The following is a 16,136-nucleotide window of genomic DNA, read 5'->3' on the forward strand; positions in this document are numbered from 1 at the left end:
CAAAAATAAGTTTCAGTTCGAGTTCCAGTCGACATGGAGAAAAGAAAAAGTCAGCCGTATTTAGCTGACCTTTCTACTTAGTTCTTCATTCGTGGATCAAGTGCGTCTCGTAATCCATCTCCCATTAAATTGAAGCCTAGCACGGTTAGCATGATGGCCAATCCTGGAAACAGGACGGTCCAAGGTGCTTGAAGAATATATGCTCGAGATTCCGCCAACATTTGGCCCCATTCTGGAGTTGGAGGTTGGGCTCCTAATCCTAAAAATCCGAGTGCTGCACATTCGATGATCGCTGATGCAATCGCTAGTGTGCCTTGTACAATAATCGGCGCCAGACAATTTGGCAGAACATGTTGAAAGATTATCCGACCATCTTTCATACCGATTGCCTTGGCTGCTGAGATGTATTCTTCTTCTTTTACCGAAAGCACCCTTGAGCGAACGAGCCTACCGAACGTTGGCACATTAATAATGGCAATGGCTATTAGAGCGTTTCTAAGAGATGGCCCAAGCGCGGCAACAATAGCGATTGCCAACAAGATACTAGGAAATGCTAGTAGAATATCAAAAATTCGCGAGATTATCATATCTACCCATTTTCCATAATAGCCGGCAAGAAGACCTAGTACGAGACCTACAATCACGGAGCCGGCGACAGAGATAAAACCGACCCAAAGCGATAGACGTGCTCCAAAAATAATTCGGCTGAGAATGTCTCGCCCATATTCATCTGTGCCAAACCAATGCTCAGCGGAAGGGGCTAAATGCTTATCTGCTAGTTTCTGTGTCTCATATGAATAAGGTGCAAGTAAATCTGCAAACAGAGCCATCAAGATGAAAAAAACTACGATAAACAATCCTATAACAGCAACCTTATTCTTTTTAAAGCTTCTCCACCCTTCTTTCCATGGAGAAATGGCTGAATCTTCTACCGGTGGCCTCGTGAGCGGAGTTTTGTTGTTTATTAGTTCTGCCATGTCACGTCCCTCCTACTTATACTTAATTCTCGGATCGATTGCTGCATATAATAAATCGACACATAAATTTATGATCACAAAGATAAAGGCAATCACTAGAATCCCAGATTGAACGACTGGATAATCCCGATAGTTAATAGCATCGTAAATATAGGTGCCAATACCAGGCCAGCCGAAGATTGTTTCTGTCAAAATTGCCCCACCAAGAAGCAAGCCTGTCTGCAAACCAATAACCGTCACAACCGGGATTAATGCATTTTTAAAAGAATGCTTATACACGACCCAGAACATTCTCATTCCTTTTGCTCGAGCTGTTCGAATAAAGTCTGAACGCATCACTTCTAGCATGGATGAACGTGTCATCCTCGCTATAATGGCCATTGGAATGGTTGCTAACGCGATACTTGGAAGTATTAAATGGCGAACCACTTCAAAGAATTGATCGAATCTTCCTTGTAGGAGGGTGTCAAGTAAATATAAGTTCGTGATTGCTTCAACCGGATCTCGGATATTATCTCGACCTGTAGTAGGTAAGAGATCCCATTTAATCGCCACGATATATTGCTCCATTAACCCTAACCAAAAGATTGGCATAGAGACCCCAATAAGTGCGATAATCATTGCAATATAATCAAACCAAGAATTTTGAAACCACGCTGATATGATTCCAGCATTCACACCGATAACGACTGCTATGATCATAGCAATGACAGCAAGTTCAATGGTTGCAGCTAGATATGGCCAGACTTCCTCTGCGATTGGTGTATTTGTCTTTAAAGAAACACCTAAATCACCGCTCAATAAGCCACCTAAATAATCAAAAAATTGTATGTACCACGGTTGATCCAATCCAAGTTCCTTTGTCAAAGCAGCAACAGCTTCCTTCGAAGCCTGTTGACCTAAGATTAGCTGGGCTGGATTCCCCGGGATCGCACGGACCATCATGAAAACAATAAACGCCATACCTAATAGGACTGGAATTAACGCACCTAGACGCCGAACTGTAAAAGAAAACAAAATGACCACCTCAACTTTTGGGCATCTGACTATTCGTCTCGTTCATATTTCTTTCAACAAACAAGGAGGCGTCCCCAAAGCAAGGGTCAGGCCCCGCAACAAATAAATACCAGTATAAGATACGTGTATGAAACACTATACTGATTTAGAGTGCGAGGTTAGACTCTTATGAGACACCCACTTGTTTAACGTACTTCTCATATTCTTTTAAACTCTTATTATTCTCCTAGAGATACATTGATAAATGATTGTGTTCCGGTTGGATGCGGAATAAATCCTTTCACTTCTTTGATACCTGCCAACTGTGGCTTAGAGTGTGCAAGTGGAACCCAAGGTGCATCTTCATGAATAATTTCTTGTGCTTGTTTATAAAGCACAATACGCTCATCTTCATTAGGATTAGATTGGGCCTTGATTAAAATTTCATGCAATTCATCGTTGCTGTACCGTGAATAGTTGTTTGATCCGATGTTATCTTTATCTAAAAGCGTATAAATAAAGTTATCCGCGTCACCGTTATCTCCATTCCATCCAAGCATGTAGACAGGAGCCTCGCCGGCTTGTACTTTTTCAATATACGTTCCCCAGTCAAATGTAACGATATTTGCTGTAATATTAACTTCTTTCAAAGCAGCTTGAATCGCTACCGCTACTTTTTGCCCATCAGGCATGTACGGTCTTGCAACTGGCATTGCCCATAGATCCATTTCAAATCCATTTTCAAGCCCTGCAGCTTTTAATAATTCCTTTGCCTTGTCCACATTATATTCATAATCGACAATGTCATCGTTATAGCCACTAACAGATGGTGGCAATGGATTTTTTGCAGGCTCTGCAGTACCCTCATAGAAACTCTTAATTAATTCTTCTTTATTAATTAAATGACTGATAGCTTGACGAACTTCTTTTTTATCAAATGGTGCTTTTTCCACATTAAAACCAAGGTAACCGACGTTCATAGATGGTCTTTCGAACAACTGCAACTTGCTGTCTCCCTCTACCTGGCCAAGATCACTAGGGTTAAGCCCGTCCATTAAGTCAATTTCCCCTTTAATTAATGCATTGAGTCGAGCGGAGTTATCTTTAATGACTTTAAATTTAACGCCATCTAATTTCGGAAGGCCATCTTGCCAGTAATCATCATTTTTTACAACTTCAATCATATCGCCTGGTTTCCATGATTTAAAGGCGAATGGTCCAGTGCCTACAGGATTTTTCGTAAAATCATCGCCATGTTTCTCCAGAGCTTCGGGACTTGCAATCGCAAACATACCCATGGCTAAGTTTTTCAAGAAAGGAGCCTGCGGACGGTTTAGTGTAAACACAACGATATGATCATCATCTTGCGCTTTCACTTCTTTAATTACATGCCCTTCGTCCCCTTCAAAACCGCCAAACATCGATGCATAATAAGCAAATTTTGCCTCATCTTTACTCTGCGCCCAGCGTTGAAAGTTCTTTACAACGGCTTCTGCATTAAAATCAGTATCATCATGAAACTTAATTCCGTCACGGAGATGGAAGGTATACGTCAATCCATCTTCAGAAACATCCCATGTTTCAGCAAGTCCTGCTTCAATTTCTGTACTATCTTCTTTGTATTTGACAAGTGTTTCAAAAATTTGTTCTGTAACGATAAACGACTCTCCTTCTGTCGTTATCGCAGGGTCAAGCGCTGTAGAGTCTGCGCCTCGACCATAAATAAGCGTACCTCCGCTTTCTTCCTTCCCTTTTCCTGAGCTGCTTTCTTTCGAGCTACCACAACCAGCTAGCACAGTTGAAAGAGCAAGAATACAAATGAATACAATCCAGCTTGTCTTTTTCATGACTTTCCCCCCATTAATTTTTGTTACTCATTTTATGTCTACGTAAACTTAGTCATAAAGATGACAAGCTACGTGATGACCTTGTTTTTGTTCCTTTAATTCAGGCCTTTTATGTGAACACTGCTCCATTGCTTTTGGACATCTTGTATGGAATGGGCAGCCTTTAGGCGGATTTACAGGACTCGGAACTTCGCCTTGTAAAATGACCCGCTCTTGTTTGTACGTTACATCTGGAATAGGCACCGCCGATAATAGCGCCTGTGTATACGGGTGGAGCGGATTTTGGTATAGATCTTCACTTTCTGATATTTCCACTAACTGCCCTAAGTACATGACACCTACACGATCACTAATATGTCGAACAACACCAAGGTCATGGGCAATGAATAGGTACGTTAATCCATATTCCTTTTGTAAGTCTTGGAGTAAATTCAACACTTGTGACTGAATGGATACATCTAAAGCAGATACTGGCTCATCTGCGATAATCAGCTTGGGATTGATAGCAAGAGCCCTGGCTATTCCAATCCGCTGACGCTGCCCACCGCTAAATTGGTGAGGATATCGTGAGGCATGATAACTACTAAGACCAACGACCTCTAACAATTTTTGCACCCGTTGTTTTCTTTCTTGCTTACTCTTCACACCATGAACAATCAGCGGTTCTTCTAATATTTTGCCAATGGTATGACGAGGATTTAACGAAGCAAATGGATCTTGAAAAACCATTTGTATTTCACTGCGCGTTTTCCTCATTTCATTCGTAGAAAGCTTTGTAAGATCTTTTCCTTCAAAATAAATACTTCCTTCACTAGGCTCAAGGAGTCTGAGAATCATCCGACCCGTCGTCGATTTTCCGCAACCGCTTTCACCAACGAGTCCAAGTGTCTCCCCTTTTTTAATTGAAAAAGAAATGCCGTCAACAGCTTTCACAGAGCCTATTGTTTTTCCTAAAATTCCACCTTTGATCGGAAAATGCATTTTCAGATTTTCAACTTGAACTAATGGCTGCGTCATAGATGTCTGCCCCTTTCCCGTCTTCATATAGCCAACAACGCACTTTTTGACCATTATTGAATAGCTGTAGTGGAGGAGCTTCGCTTAGACAACGATCCATTACATGCGAACATCGCGGAGCAAATGGACAACCTAGCTTTTGGCTGCCTGGCTTAGGCACCTGCCCTGGTATTGAATACAGTCTTTCCTTTTTTTCACGCATGTCAGGAACAGATTGTATCAATCCAACCGTATAAGGATGCTTCGGATTTTGGAAAATAGCAGAAACATCACCTTCTTCGACGATCTTCCCAGCGTACATGACAACCATTCGTTGACACATTTCTGCAACGACACCCAAATCATGAGTAATCATCATAATTGCCGTTTTCGTTTCTTGATTCAATTTCTTCATTAATTCTAGAATCTGGGCCTGAATCGTAACATCAAGTGCAGTAGTTGGTTCATCCGCAATCAAAAGTTCTGGCTCACAAATCATCGCCATAGCAATCATGACCCTTTGTCTCATTCCTCCAGAGAGTTGATGCGGATATTCATCCATCAACGATTCTGCCCTTCCTAGACCAACCAGTTTCATCATTTCTATGGCTCTCGCTCTTGCTTGTTTTTTGTTCCATTTCCTATGTATTCTTAACGACTCAGTTAATTGTTCACCTATCGTAAATAATGGATTTAAACTGGTCATTGGCTCTTGAAAAATCATGGCGATTTCATTCCCACGAATCTTCCTCATTCGCGCTTCAGATGCAGTCGCAAGATTTTCTCCTTTAAATCGAATCTGCCCCTGGACTTTACTAGTATTAGCGGGAACAAGTCCCATGATCGATAAGGAAGTTACGCTTTTTCCACATCCTGACTCGCCGACAATCCCCAATACTTCTCCTCGATTGATGTGAAAACTGATGGAGTTTACGACAGGAACTTCCCCATCATCCGTCTGAAAACTTGTCTGCAAACTGTTTACTTCAATTATTGGAGATTCCACTAATTTACCTCCTTTATAAATAAATTACATTTTTTCCAGTCAATTAATTGAATTATTGCACTTTTTCTGAAAAATAACAATCTTTATTTTAGAATATTTTTAATTATTTGTATTTTTCGACTTAAAATTTAATAATCTGATCTAAAATACAAAAAAGACTGCAAATCGCAGTCCATCTTCGAGGCTCAATAGAGGAATCTATCATATTTCTTGAGGAGAGTAGGGGTTTGTCTTACGGGGATTACTAAACTGGTAGCCCTTTTACATATATGAAAAAAGGTTTTTCTATATAATTAAGCATGGATTGTTTATTTATTCTCGAGCATAGCAAGCCGTTGGTGTAGAACTGCATATTGTTCCGATAAATAGATATATTGCATGGTAAAATGATTTAAGCGCGATTCTATTTCTGTGAGATGACTTTCATTTTTTGAAGTTTTAGCTTGAGTTTTTGCTATGTAGCGAATTAAATCGCCCATAATCTGTTCGATGCGTTCTATTTGCTGATGGTTGTTGTGCGGGGTTGCAGTTGTAAATGGATAAATCGTCTGATCGTCTTCCTTTAAAAACTCACTAAATGGCAAGCTATTTATTGTCATATTTCACCTCAATACCCATTATGCTTTAATATGTTCAAATTCAGGTTGCTGTTTCGCTGCTGGTTTTGGACCAAGGAATCTTACTGATTCTGCGACTACCTCTGTTACATAAACTTTCTTTCCTTCTTGGTTATCATATTTTCTTGTTTGAATTCTTCCTGTAATACCGATAACTGAACCCTTTTGGCAATAATTCGCTGTATTCTCGGCCGTCTTTTGCCACAGCGTACATTGAACAAAGTCGGCATCGAAATCCCCGGCTTGATTACGATAATTTCGGTTTACCGCTAATACAATAGTAGAGACTGCCTTCCCTTCCGCTGTATAGCGGAGATCAGGATCTCGGGTTAATCGGCCGACTAAAGTTACTTGATTAATCACTTTCTCATCTCCTTTCTATTTGATACCATCATACGTAAAATTATTGTAAAAGAAAAATTACGAAAATTGCATTTTGATATACTTTTTTGTTGATCCTTATTGATATCTCCTTCAATAATTCAATTTTCGACGTACTTCCACAGCAATTTCTTTATTTTTTCAACATTTATTTATTTTTTTATAAGCAATTCAATTTAGGATATGATTCGTTCCTCATTTTCAGGTATGTTATAATTAGCAAAAATAAGGAAAGTTTCGCACAAGAAGGAGGAATGACATGAAATCATTCAAATTAATTTCACTACAAATTGTAACTGAAAGAAATGAACTGTTTAATGTGGAACTTACAGACGGATTGATTATTAATAAAGAAGATGATTTAAATACGTGGATCCTCGAAGCCTTTTTATCTAAAACATACTTCGATAAAATTCAGCATGTACTACCTTTATTGAATGGAGAAGTGAATGTTCAAGCGGTCATTACAAAAAAAGAGAATGGTCCTGCTGCTTTTGACACAGTGCTCCGTTCAATCAAAGAGGTTGAAGGACATGTCAGTATCGTATTTGAAGGACATCTGCAAAGAACCCGCAGTAAGTACGCCGAGCTATTACTTGAAAATTTAATCGATAAAGGCATTTCCGGCGAGGAATTACTTGAACAATTCAAAGAAAAAATCATTTCTCAGCCCCCATTTATCACTACAAAGAAATCATAAAAATGAAACTTCCCTTATAAAAAAGTCAATGAAAAAAAGCAAAAGCGAAGAGTTCTTTGCTTTTGCTTTTTTTCATATACAAAGTATCATTATGGCTCGTTCAAGTTGGCAGAGGGAATTTACGAAAGGATATTAAGATGCGTTAATATGACTTCTTATTTGGAATTTTTCAATTCCTTTGAGAGTTTCTCGATAACAAAACGAGCTTCCGCGCGGCAAGAATAATCATATTCGTTTTTCGTAAGTTTTTGAAGTCGTTCTATCTCTTCCATTTGTTCCTTCTTCGGTTTTTCGGAAAGGATTTTATTAATCGTCTCAGTAATTTTCACCGCTAATTCCTCATGAAACTCCGAATTCGCTTTTACTTCGTCACTTACCTTATCATACCAAGTAGCTGATTTATTTAAGTATTCTTTCCATTCACCCATGAAAACTTCATAATCAAAGTGATTTTCATTCCAGTTGATTTTGTTCATATATTGCTCAAAAGCAATTGAAATAGAGCGAGTTATACTTATTTTTACTCCTGGTGAAAGATCTTTTAACATTTTATAAAATGGACCTCCTACATTTAGCTCCTCTGCTCTTTCTAAAATCATATCAAATATCACCGGTAAAAGGAATGATTTATAACAATTAAATTATTTTCATTACAGAATCGAAACAAAACAGGCAGAAATTTCTGCCTGTTTTAATAAAGTGAAACTTCTATTAGTAGGTTTCTTTTTACCCCACTGATGGTTAGTTGAACCAATCAGATTTTCAGGCTATTTACCCTCACCTATTATTACTTAATTCCCTCACAATAATAGAGGTGGGGGTATTACAGCCTGTTAAACCGGGATAAAGACTATTTGTTATCTTTATGCTTATTCATATCTGTATTACCATTGATATTCGTATCTGTTCCATTTAAGTCATTTTGATCTACTCCGTCTTTCACATCGTTCTTAAGATTATTGTCGTTTGGGTTTACATCTTTGTTCAAATCTGGAGTACCATTATTCCCGGGTTTATTTACATTGTTATCCGTAGGAGTATTATCATTTTCAGGAGCAGGTTTGTTATTGTCGTTCGTCGCACAACCTGCTAACATCATTATTGATAAAAATGAGCACCCTAGTAATGCTAATATTCGTTTTTTTATCATATTGTATTCCTCCTTATGATGTGAGCCATATTCTAATGGTCCTTATTTAGAATACCCGAAAAAGGGAATTTCTCTCGTTCGTTAAAACGGTAAAGTTTTCCAAGTTACCCTCTCGCGGATAAAAAAAGAGCACGGAATGTTTATCCGTACTCTTTTTTACCCGAGAATTATGATTTATCCCCAAAAGCAAACATGATATCTGTTTCACAGGCAATTTCGCCATCTACAGTAGCTACTGCTCTTCCTTTGCCTACGGAGCCACGCATTCTAGTGATTTCAACTTCAAGTTTTAATTGATCTCCTGGAACGACCTGTCTCTTAAAACGGCAATTATCAATTCCTGCAAAAAAGGCGAGTCTTCCTCTATACTCTTCCTGCTTAAGCATCGCCACTGCTCCTACTTGCGCAAGTGCTTCTACTATTAATACACCAGGCATAACAGGGTACTCAGGAAAATGACCATTAAAGAATGATTCATTCGCTGAAACGTTTTTTAAGCCTACTGCACGTTTTCCATCTTCCACTTCAATAATACGATCCACTAATAAAAACGGATAGCGGTGCGCAATAATTTCTTTGATTTGATTAACATCAAGCATTCTTTGTTCCTCCTTATAAGAAAAGCTTAAGGGTTTACGGCGATTTTTACATGCCAGTGGTGCCTTATGGTTGATCTAAATCAACCTCCTACTTTTCGCTGTATACTAAATCAAAAATGTGAGTCCAGGTTGATTTGCTAAATACATCAACCATTTCTCCACCACCCATTATACTGTAACCGACAATGGTTCCGGAGACTACTGATACAACAATCAAGAATGTAACAAGTAATACCCTGAACCAAAGTGGTAACAGTCTAATACGAATTTTCGGTTTCGCCTGTTCCTTATTTTCTTGTTCCTGTTTAAAATCTTCTCTGGTTAAAGTTTTTTCTTCCATGCTTGTGTACAATAGCTCCTTTTTTCCCGCTTTATCGGGCAATAGATCCCCACCTCAAGGCTAAGAGGTATCGAAGAAGCTTAGGTGGGGGATAATGCCCGTTAAAGCCTGATTGGTGAGATACAGTGAAACTTACCGATGCGTGAGCAGAGGTTTAGTTGAGGCCCACAGGATGTGGGTCACTCAGACGTTTCTGCAGGAAGCGGCGTACTTTAGTCTGAGTTCGTTGAATCGGGTTCGTAGTGTCGCCTTACCTACGCTGCGCGGAGGTATTGGCGATAGCGACACTAGAACCGGACTAACAATCAGTGTGGGTGTAGCCCTCCCACTGATTGAAGTTTCACTTTACGTCATGATGATCGTCGTTTCATTTATCAGCAGGTTGGTTTTTTCATTGTTGGTTGTTCTCTATCTAATACTGTTCACTAATCCTTGCATTTGATCAGCCATTGTAATCGCTCTAGATTGGAATTGATATTGTCGCTGGACCATTATTAGGTTGGACATTTCTTTAGAAAGATTTACATTGGAGCTTTCCAACGCTCCTTGTGTTACAGAAATTTCGTTACGTAAACCACCTGTTAATGATGTCAAAATATCTTCTACATTCACATTCAGTTCGTTAAAGTTTGCAGGGAGTGCTAATAAATTACCGCCTAGCTGTTCCATAAATTGCGGTTTCTTAACAGACACAATCCCCATCTCAAAAAATTGTGTTCCCCGATTGCTCGTTTCTACCTTAATCTGTCCATTTTCAGAAATACTAACATCTGTAACATTCCCGTTTACCACTATTGGACGGTTGAACTCATCAAGAACAGGATTTCCTGCACCTGTAACAAGCATAACTTGCTGATCATTTCCATTTACAGGTGTCATAAAAAAGGCTCCATCACGTGTGTAACGAATGTTTTCTCCACTTTGATCTGAAACACGTACACTAAAAAACAAATCCGGCTTTGTAAGGGCGACATCAAGGCTGCGATTCGTCGTTTTTAATGAACCTTGTGTTAAGCTAAGCTGAGTTTGACCTAGCTTAGCTCCCGTTCCTTGGCGGATTCCGTTTGGTGTCAATCGGCCGATTTCCCGAGATACGTCTGGTTGATTATTGAATTGCTGTACAAGTAAATCCGTAAAATTCGCTTCTTTCCGTTTATATCCTGTAGTATCCACATTTGCAATATTACTGCTAATCGTATCCAATTTTAGCTGAAGCTGAGAGAGTGTGTTAGTTGATGTAATCATCATGCGATTCACTAGATTTCCCCCTTATTCTTTAGAGCCTACCAATTTCATTGACAGCCTTGTCCATACTTTTATCGTATGCCTGTAAAATTTTCTGATTCGCTTCAAACGTACGATATGCAGTAAGCATGTCTGTCATTGTTTGCGCCTGGTCGACGTTAGACCCTTCCAAATAGCCCTGTTTCAAATTAAAAGATACACCCGCAGTATTATAAGCACTAGCAAGCATTGCTCCTTCTGTTCGGAATAATCCGTCTCCCTCTTTAATCAGCCCGAATGGATCCCTAGCAAATGCAATGCCAACGCGAGCCACTGTCTGGTTGTTTTCTACGATCATGCCATCTTCATTTATGGAGAAGTTTTCGCTATTCAAGCGAATCCTGCTACTATTATCATCTAGCACATAATTTCCATTTGCAGTCGTTAAGTATCCCGCGCCATCCAATGTAAAGTTCCCATTTCTCGTATAGCGCGCTTCTCCCTCACTATTTTCGATAATAAAAAGAAGCGAGCCTGGCTTGCCACTCTCCTGGTTCAATGGTAGGTTCCCGTTCACAATAGCCAAATCAGTCGATAGTTCGGTTTCTTGGATATCACCTTGCTTATACAGGGGCGTTGCCTCTTGCATATACACACCTGTACTAAGAGTGCCTAACTGTGAATGAATCGGTAAACTGATATTTCCGTTTGGCGTTGTCGCCTGTTGGCCCATTCTTTGCATGAGCATTTCAGGGAACGACCTAACGCTTGCTTGGTCTGTTTTAAAACCAGGCGTGTTCGCATTGGATAAATTATTCGTCAACATTTCTGCACGTCTTTGTTGAGTAAGCATTCCAGAAGCCGCTGTGTAAAATCCTCTGAACACCTTGATCACCTCTATTACGAAAGGGGGTGTCTCATAAGGGTCTAACCTCGCACTCTAAGGCAGTATGCAGTATTTCATACACGTATCTCATACTGGATTTAGTTGTTGCGGGTCTGACTCTTTACTTGGGACATCCCCTCTAAATAAATTTCTAAATAGTTGGTCCTTCTTATGTCTATTTCATATATCGGAAAGTTTCTAGGTATCTTAATAGTAGGACTGTTTGAGGCTTTAGAATCGTCAATTGTAAAGGAATTGGTTAAAAAATCTTCGTAGCTTTATAACTGGATTTCGAATAAGAAACAGGAACCGAGAAATCTCAGTCCTGTCAAAGTGCAGAGACGCATTTTTGTGCGCTTCTATGTTTAACCAAATTTATGGCGTGGTAATTTATCCATATTATCCAGCATAATTCCTGTCCCAATTGCTACACAGTCCATAGGATTCTCTGCGACCAATACTGGAACTTTCAATTCTTCGGCAAGTAATAAGTCAATTCCATGCAGAAGGGCCCCGCCACCTGTAAGAATAACACCGCGGTCAATGATATCTGCTGATAATTCAGGTGGTGTACGTTCTAAAACGCTCTTAGCAGCTTGGACAATTACAGAAACTTGTTCATGTAAAGCCTCTTCAATTTCTTCAGAATAAACAGTAATGGTTCTAGGTAATCCAGAAACCATATCACGTCCACGGATATCAATTTCTTCCTTCCGAGATCCAGGAAAAACAGTTGCAACTTGGATCTTGATGTCTTCTGATGTTCTTTCACCAATTAGCAGCTTATATTTACGTTTTATGTAATTTAAAATTTCATTATCAAATTTGTCGCCAGCCATTTTGATGGACGAGGAGGTTACAATATCTCCCATAGACAGGACTGCTATGTCCGTTGTACCCCCACCAATATCAACGACCATATTTCCACTCGGCTGAAAAATGTCCATACCAGCTCCAATTGCCGCCACCTTTGGCTCTTCTTCTAGGTAAATTTTCTTACCACCGCTTTTTTCAGCTGCCTCTTTAATCGCCTTTTGCTCAACACTCGTGATATTTGTTGGACAGCAAATCAAAATTCTTGGTTTCGATAAAAACCCTTTAACATTTAACTTATTTATAAAATGCTTAAGCATCGACTCTGTTACATCAAAATCAGCAATAACTCCATCCTTTAATGGACGAATCGCAACGATGTTTCCTGGTGTACGACCAACCATCTTTCTAGCTTCTTCACCGACTGCCAAAACACGGTTTGTATTTTTATCGATTGCCAGTACCGATGGCTCATTTAACACAATTCCTTTACCTTTGACATGAATCAGCACATTAGCTGTTCCAAGATCTATTCCAATATCCCTAGCAAACATGATTTAAATCCTCCTTGAATCCTCATAAAAGCCTACTTACTCCTAATTGTTTATTTTAACATATTGACAAGGTGGAAGGTAGGTCTATATCCTTGAAATGGGAATTTTTTTTACAAAACAAAAAACCGGTATTTGTTATCATCTCCACTTCCTATGGTTCTTAAAAGGTAACACTTTTTACTCAGCATTTCCCTTTTAAACCACCGAAACTGAATCATTTAACAAATACCGGTTTATCTCGCATTAACTCAGTACCCTCACCTCGAGGTTTAGAAAAATCAAAGAGATGTAGGGAGGGGGGATGAAGCCCCCACTGATTGAAGTTTCACTTTATTTTTACAACTATCTTTTCAATATTTCCTCTTCACGCTCTGACCGCTTATATTTCAACTTTGTTGCTTCTCCACCTCGAAGATGACGGATTGATTTATGATAATCCAAAATATCCTTCACCTCATTGGCCAATTCAGGATTAATTTCAGGCAATCGCTCGGTTAAATCTTTATGAACTGTACTTTTGGATACTCCAAACTCCTTCGCAATGACACGAACAGTCTTTCTTGTTTCCACGATATACTTTCCTATCTTGATAGTTCTTTCTTTGATGTAATCGTGCACACCACTCGACCTCCCTAAATTGGATGTGAGAAGTGTGAAATGAGATTCGCTTTTGGTTTAAAAAAACCGTTGCCCCGGAAATTATCAATACATATATCTTCAACTGGATTTATCATTGGATTTAAACGACTACTCACCTCAAACACTCTCTTTGTATGGTTTGTATCAGTTTATTAGCATTGAAATGGATATATGCACAATTTCAACAGCTTCCGGAAATATTTATCTAAATTTTCTAACATTTAATTCTTGTTACTAAAATTATTTCCCGAGAAATTTGTCAAAAACAAAGGGATTTTGTAAATCAAAGGTGACTTTTCGAGGTTGATGTTCATACAAATCCTGCAATGCGTAAAACGTCACCATTACCTTGAAGGATATATTATGAAGCACGCTACACCCATCTAATCTTAAGAGTGGCGGTGCTTAGCGGGATTTTGAAGTATTTTCTTAATAAGGGGAAGTATATCTGCAAATTAGATTGTCTATATTAGTAAGTCGCGAAGCCCCGTCCCATGTCCTACATACAAAAAGAGATTGGCCCAATTGAGTCTTGACTTCACAATCTCTATACATCGTTTATTATTTACACAATATATAGTAGAAGTGGAGCTAACCCTTTTTTATAGGACAATCTCTCTTACCAAATTTTCAGTTGTTTACGGGCGTATCATTTTGTTTTGATTATTTTCTTCAGTCATTTATAAGTAATCATACTAAAAATCAATGAAAACATTCACTTTATCAGCCTTCTTCAGTGTTTTCAGAATCAGATGGATCTTCTTTAGTATGATCATCGTCACTTGATTTTGAATCAGCTGGATTTTCAATTGCTTCAGAATCTGAATTCGATGCATCTTCTTCTTCACTTACACTACTTGGATTTTTATCAGCTGCTTCATCCTTTGTTTCAAGGGATGTCAACTGACTTCCGAAAACAGCGTTTGGATTTAAAGCAACATCATTTTGGCGAATTTCAAAGTGAACATGTGTTCCAGCCTCTTCATTCAAGAGACTTCTACCTGCTTTAGCAATTACAGCACCTTGTTTCACTTTGTCTCCAACCTCAACTGTAATGTCTGTAATGGATTGGTAACGAGTAATTACACCATTTTCATGTTCAATTTCTACTTCATTACCAAGCAATGAATCTTCTTTCACTTTACTTACTTTCCCGCTTAAAGATGCTACAACATCAAATGCTCCACCGTCTTTAGCTGCGATATCCAGTCCTTTGTTTTGCATTACACGATTATTATAAAAGACTAATGCAGCAGCACGTTTTTCTTTGTCAGCGTCTTTGTCATAGAATTCTTTTTTAATGACTGCGAGTTGGGAATCCGTGACTGGCATGTTGATGATTTCAAGATGGCTGTTTACTTCAACGGCTGGCTCTTCCATGTTATTGCCTATTCCAGCTGCCTCTTCTTTATCTGGTGTTTTGTCAGCTGAATCATTAAAACTGTTCTGTGCCCAGATGGCTCCCGCCAAAATCAATGCAGCACTTGCGATATAAATTGCTGGTAATGCCCAACGTTTATTCAGAATACGTCGGATAATGGACTTTTTGGAAGTTGGTTTGTTTTCTTCCTCTCTCATATTAATCACCTCAGCAATCATTCTGAACAGATTGCTGAAATTATATACATCTGCTACAAATTATTTTTTAGATTTATTTTTTGTTTAACTTGATTATTTTATGCATGGGAATTTTTAAGTTATAAAATCCGGGGCTTTGACACTTTCTAATAGAGCAAGTCTAATAAGCAACTATACTTATTATATTATAGAAAGTACTCCAAAATCCTGCCCCGTACCGCCACTATTGTAATTAGAATTGATCCTTCATGGTGCGTGGTGCCGTTTTGTAAAATTAAGGGCGTAGCAATCTCACAATTCAGCATTTTTAAAGTTGCTCGCGCTTTGTTCTTTCCCAATAAGATAATTCTTGATACAATGGCAACAAGCACATACTAAAGGAAGTTGAATACATGCGAAAATCTTTGAAAGTATTGTTAACGGTTCTGCCGTTTATTTATATGGGAGCTATTTGGTATATGTCTAGTCAGCCTGATGATTTAATTCTCGATCTTCCATCCTCTTCTGTCGATCACTTCATCAAGGAAGCTCTTCATTTAGTGGAATTTGCAATTCTTTATATGTTGTTTGCTGCTGCTCTTGCTGCCCACGGTAAATTAACTAGCACCTGGAGCATCCTTGCTGCCATTTTAGCGAGTTTGTATGGCATTTGTGATGAAATACACCAATCCTTCATACCTGCCCGCTCAGCAAGCCTTATTGATGTAATTAAAGATGTAATCGGCGTGTTAGCTGCTTATTTCCATGTACGCTATCACTATTTCAAGCATCATCGAGGTTTTCTGACCATCATTGAAAACATGACAAGAAAGGCTGTCTCATCAAGGTGACTT

General features: G+C 38.9%; 18 protein-coding genes. 2 read left to right on the forward strand and 16 right to left on the reverse strand.

Going from position 1 to position 16,136, the window contains the following annotated elements:
• Positions 1-77: 77 nt before the first annotated feature.
• From nikC to ssb, 7 genes are all read right to left on the reverse strand, one after another.
• A complete protein-coding gene (gene nikC / locus HNP81_RS15100) occupies positions 78-977 on the reverse strand; it encodes a nickel transporter permease (protein ID WP_028393468.1) in 900 nt (299 codons plus the stop codon).
• Positions 978-989: 12 nt separating this feature from the next.
• Positions 990-1,994, reverse strand: a complete 1,005-nt coding sequence (locus tag HNP81_RS15105) for an ABC transporter permease (RefSeq protein WP_028393467.1) — start codon at positions 1,992-1,994, stop codon at positions 990-992.
• A gap of 218 nt (positions 1,995-2,212) precedes the next feature.
• Complete coding sequence (locus tag HNP81_RS15110; RefSeq protein WP_182503178.1) at positions 2,213-3,820, reverse strand: ABC transporter substrate-binding protein; 1,608 nt, start codon at positions 3,818-3,820, stop codon at positions 2,213-2,215.
• A 48-nt stretch (positions 3,821-3,868) separates the two neighbouring features.
• Complete coding sequence (locus tag HNP81_RS15115; RefSeq protein ID WP_182503179.1) at positions 3,869-4,837, reverse strand: ABC transporter ATP-binding protein; 969 nt, start codon at positions 4,835-4,837, stop codon at positions 3,869-3,871.
• Positions 4,812-5,822, reverse strand: coding sequence for an ABC transporter ATP-binding protein (locus tag HNP81_RS15120; protein ID WP_182503180.1), 1,011 nt, complete (start codon positions 5,820-5,822; stop codon positions 4,812-4,814). Before HNP81_RS15120 ends, HNP81_RS15115 begins: the two co-directional genes overlap by 26 nt.
• 308 nt (positions 5,823-6,130) lie before the next feature.
• Complete coding sequence (locus HNP81_RS15125; protein WP_182503181.1) at positions 6,131-6,421, reverse strand: hypothetical protein; 291 nt, start codon at positions 6,419-6,421, stop codon at positions 6,131-6,133.
• 18 nt (positions 6,422-6,439) lie between these two features.
• Positions 6,440-6,802: a single-stranded DNA-binding protein gene (ssb, locus tag HNP81_RS15130; protein ID WP_028393462.1), complete on the reverse strand. Its 363-nt coding sequence runs from the start codon at positions 6,800-6,802 to the stop codon at positions 6,440-6,442.
• A 277-nt stretch (positions 6,803-7,079) separates the two neighbouring features.
• Between ssb and HNP81_RS15135 the strand changes: the two genes are divergently transcribed.
• Positions 7,080-7,520 (forward strand): YwpF family protein, encoded by a 441-nt coding sequence (locus HNP81_RS15135; RefSeq protein ID WP_028393461.1) that lies wholly within the window; start codon positions 7,080-7,082, stop codon positions 7,518-7,520.
• Between the two features lie 155 nt (positions 7,521-7,675).
• On the opposite strand, the gene HNP81_RS15140 is transcribed toward HNP81_RS15135, so the two are convergent.
• From HNP81_RS15140 to spoIIQ, 9 genes are all read right to left on the reverse strand, one after another.
• A complete protein-coding gene (locus HNP81_RS15140; RefSeq protein ID WP_235179215.1) occupies positions 7,676-8,119 on the reverse strand; it encodes a hypothetical protein in 444 nt (147 codons plus the stop codon).
• Positions 8,120-8,370: 251 nt separating this feature from the next.
• Positions 8,371-8,670 carry a hypothetical protein gene (locus HNP81_RS15145; protein ID WP_051405090.1) on the reverse strand — a complete coding sequence of 100 codons (300 nt, stop codon included), beginning with the start codon at positions 8,668-8,670 and terminating at the stop codon, positions 8,371-8,373.
• A 167-nt stretch (positions 8,671-8,837) separates the two neighbouring features.
• Positions 8,838-9,269: a 3-hydroxyacyl-ACP dehydratase FabZ gene (fabZ, locus tag HNP81_RS15150; RefSeq protein WP_028393459.1), complete on the reverse strand. Its 432-nt coding sequence runs from the start codon at positions 9,267-9,269 to the stop codon at positions 8,838-8,840.
• A gap of 88 nt (positions 9,270-9,357) precedes the next feature.
• Complete coding sequence (locus HNP81_RS15155; protein WP_235179212.1) at positions 9,358-9,651, reverse strand: DNA-directed RNA polymerase subunit beta; 294 nt, start codon at positions 9,649-9,651, stop codon at positions 9,358-9,360.
• A gap of 366 nt (positions 9,652-10,017) precedes the next feature.
• Entirely contained in the window at positions 10,018-10,857 is an 840-nt protein-coding gene (locus HNP81_RS15160) for a flagellar hook-basal body protein (RefSeq protein ID WP_220478596.1), read from the reverse strand.
• A 28-nt stretch (positions 10,858-10,885) separates the two neighbouring features.
• Positions 10,886-11,719, reverse strand: a complete 834-nt coding sequence (locus HNP81_RS15165) for a flagellar hook-basal body protein (protein WP_182503182.1) — start codon at positions 11,717-11,719, stop codon at positions 10,886-10,888.
• A 365-nt stretch (positions 11,720-12,084) separates the two neighbouring features.
• Positions 12,085-13,086, reverse strand: a complete 1,002-nt coding sequence (locus HNP81_RS15170; protein WP_028393455.1) for a rod shape-determining protein — start codon at positions 13,084-13,086, stop codon at positions 12,085-12,087.
• A 342-nt stretch (positions 13,087-13,428) separates the two neighbouring features.
• A complete protein-coding gene (spoIIID, locus tag HNP81_RS15175; protein WP_028393454.1) occupies positions 13,429-13,704 on the reverse strand; it encodes a sporulation transcriptional regulator SpoIIID in 276 nt (91 codons plus the stop codon).
• Between the two features lie 744 nt (positions 13,705-14,448).
• The gene (gene spoIIQ / locus HNP81_RS15180; protein WP_034302324.1) at positions 14,449-15,303 is read right to left on the reverse strand and encodes a stage II sporulation protein SpoIIQ; all 855 of its coding nucleotides are present in this window, start codon (positions 15,301-15,303) and stop codon (positions 14,449-14,451) included.
• Positions 15,304-15,695: 392 nt separating this feature from the next.
• Here spoIIQ and HNP81_RS15185 point away from each other — a divergent pair, with 392 nt between their 5' ends.
• A complete protein-coding gene (locus tag HNP81_RS15185; protein ID WP_028393453.1) occupies positions 15,696-16,133 on the forward strand; it encodes a VanZ family protein in 438 nt (145 codons plus the stop codon).
• Positions 16,134-16,136 lie beyond the last annotated feature (3 nt).

Source organism: Peribacillus huizhouensis (assembly GCF_014138605.1).
GTDB classification, from domain to species: domain Bacteria; phylum Bacillota; class Bacilli; order Bacillales; family DSM-1321; genus Peribacillus; species Peribacillus huizhouensis.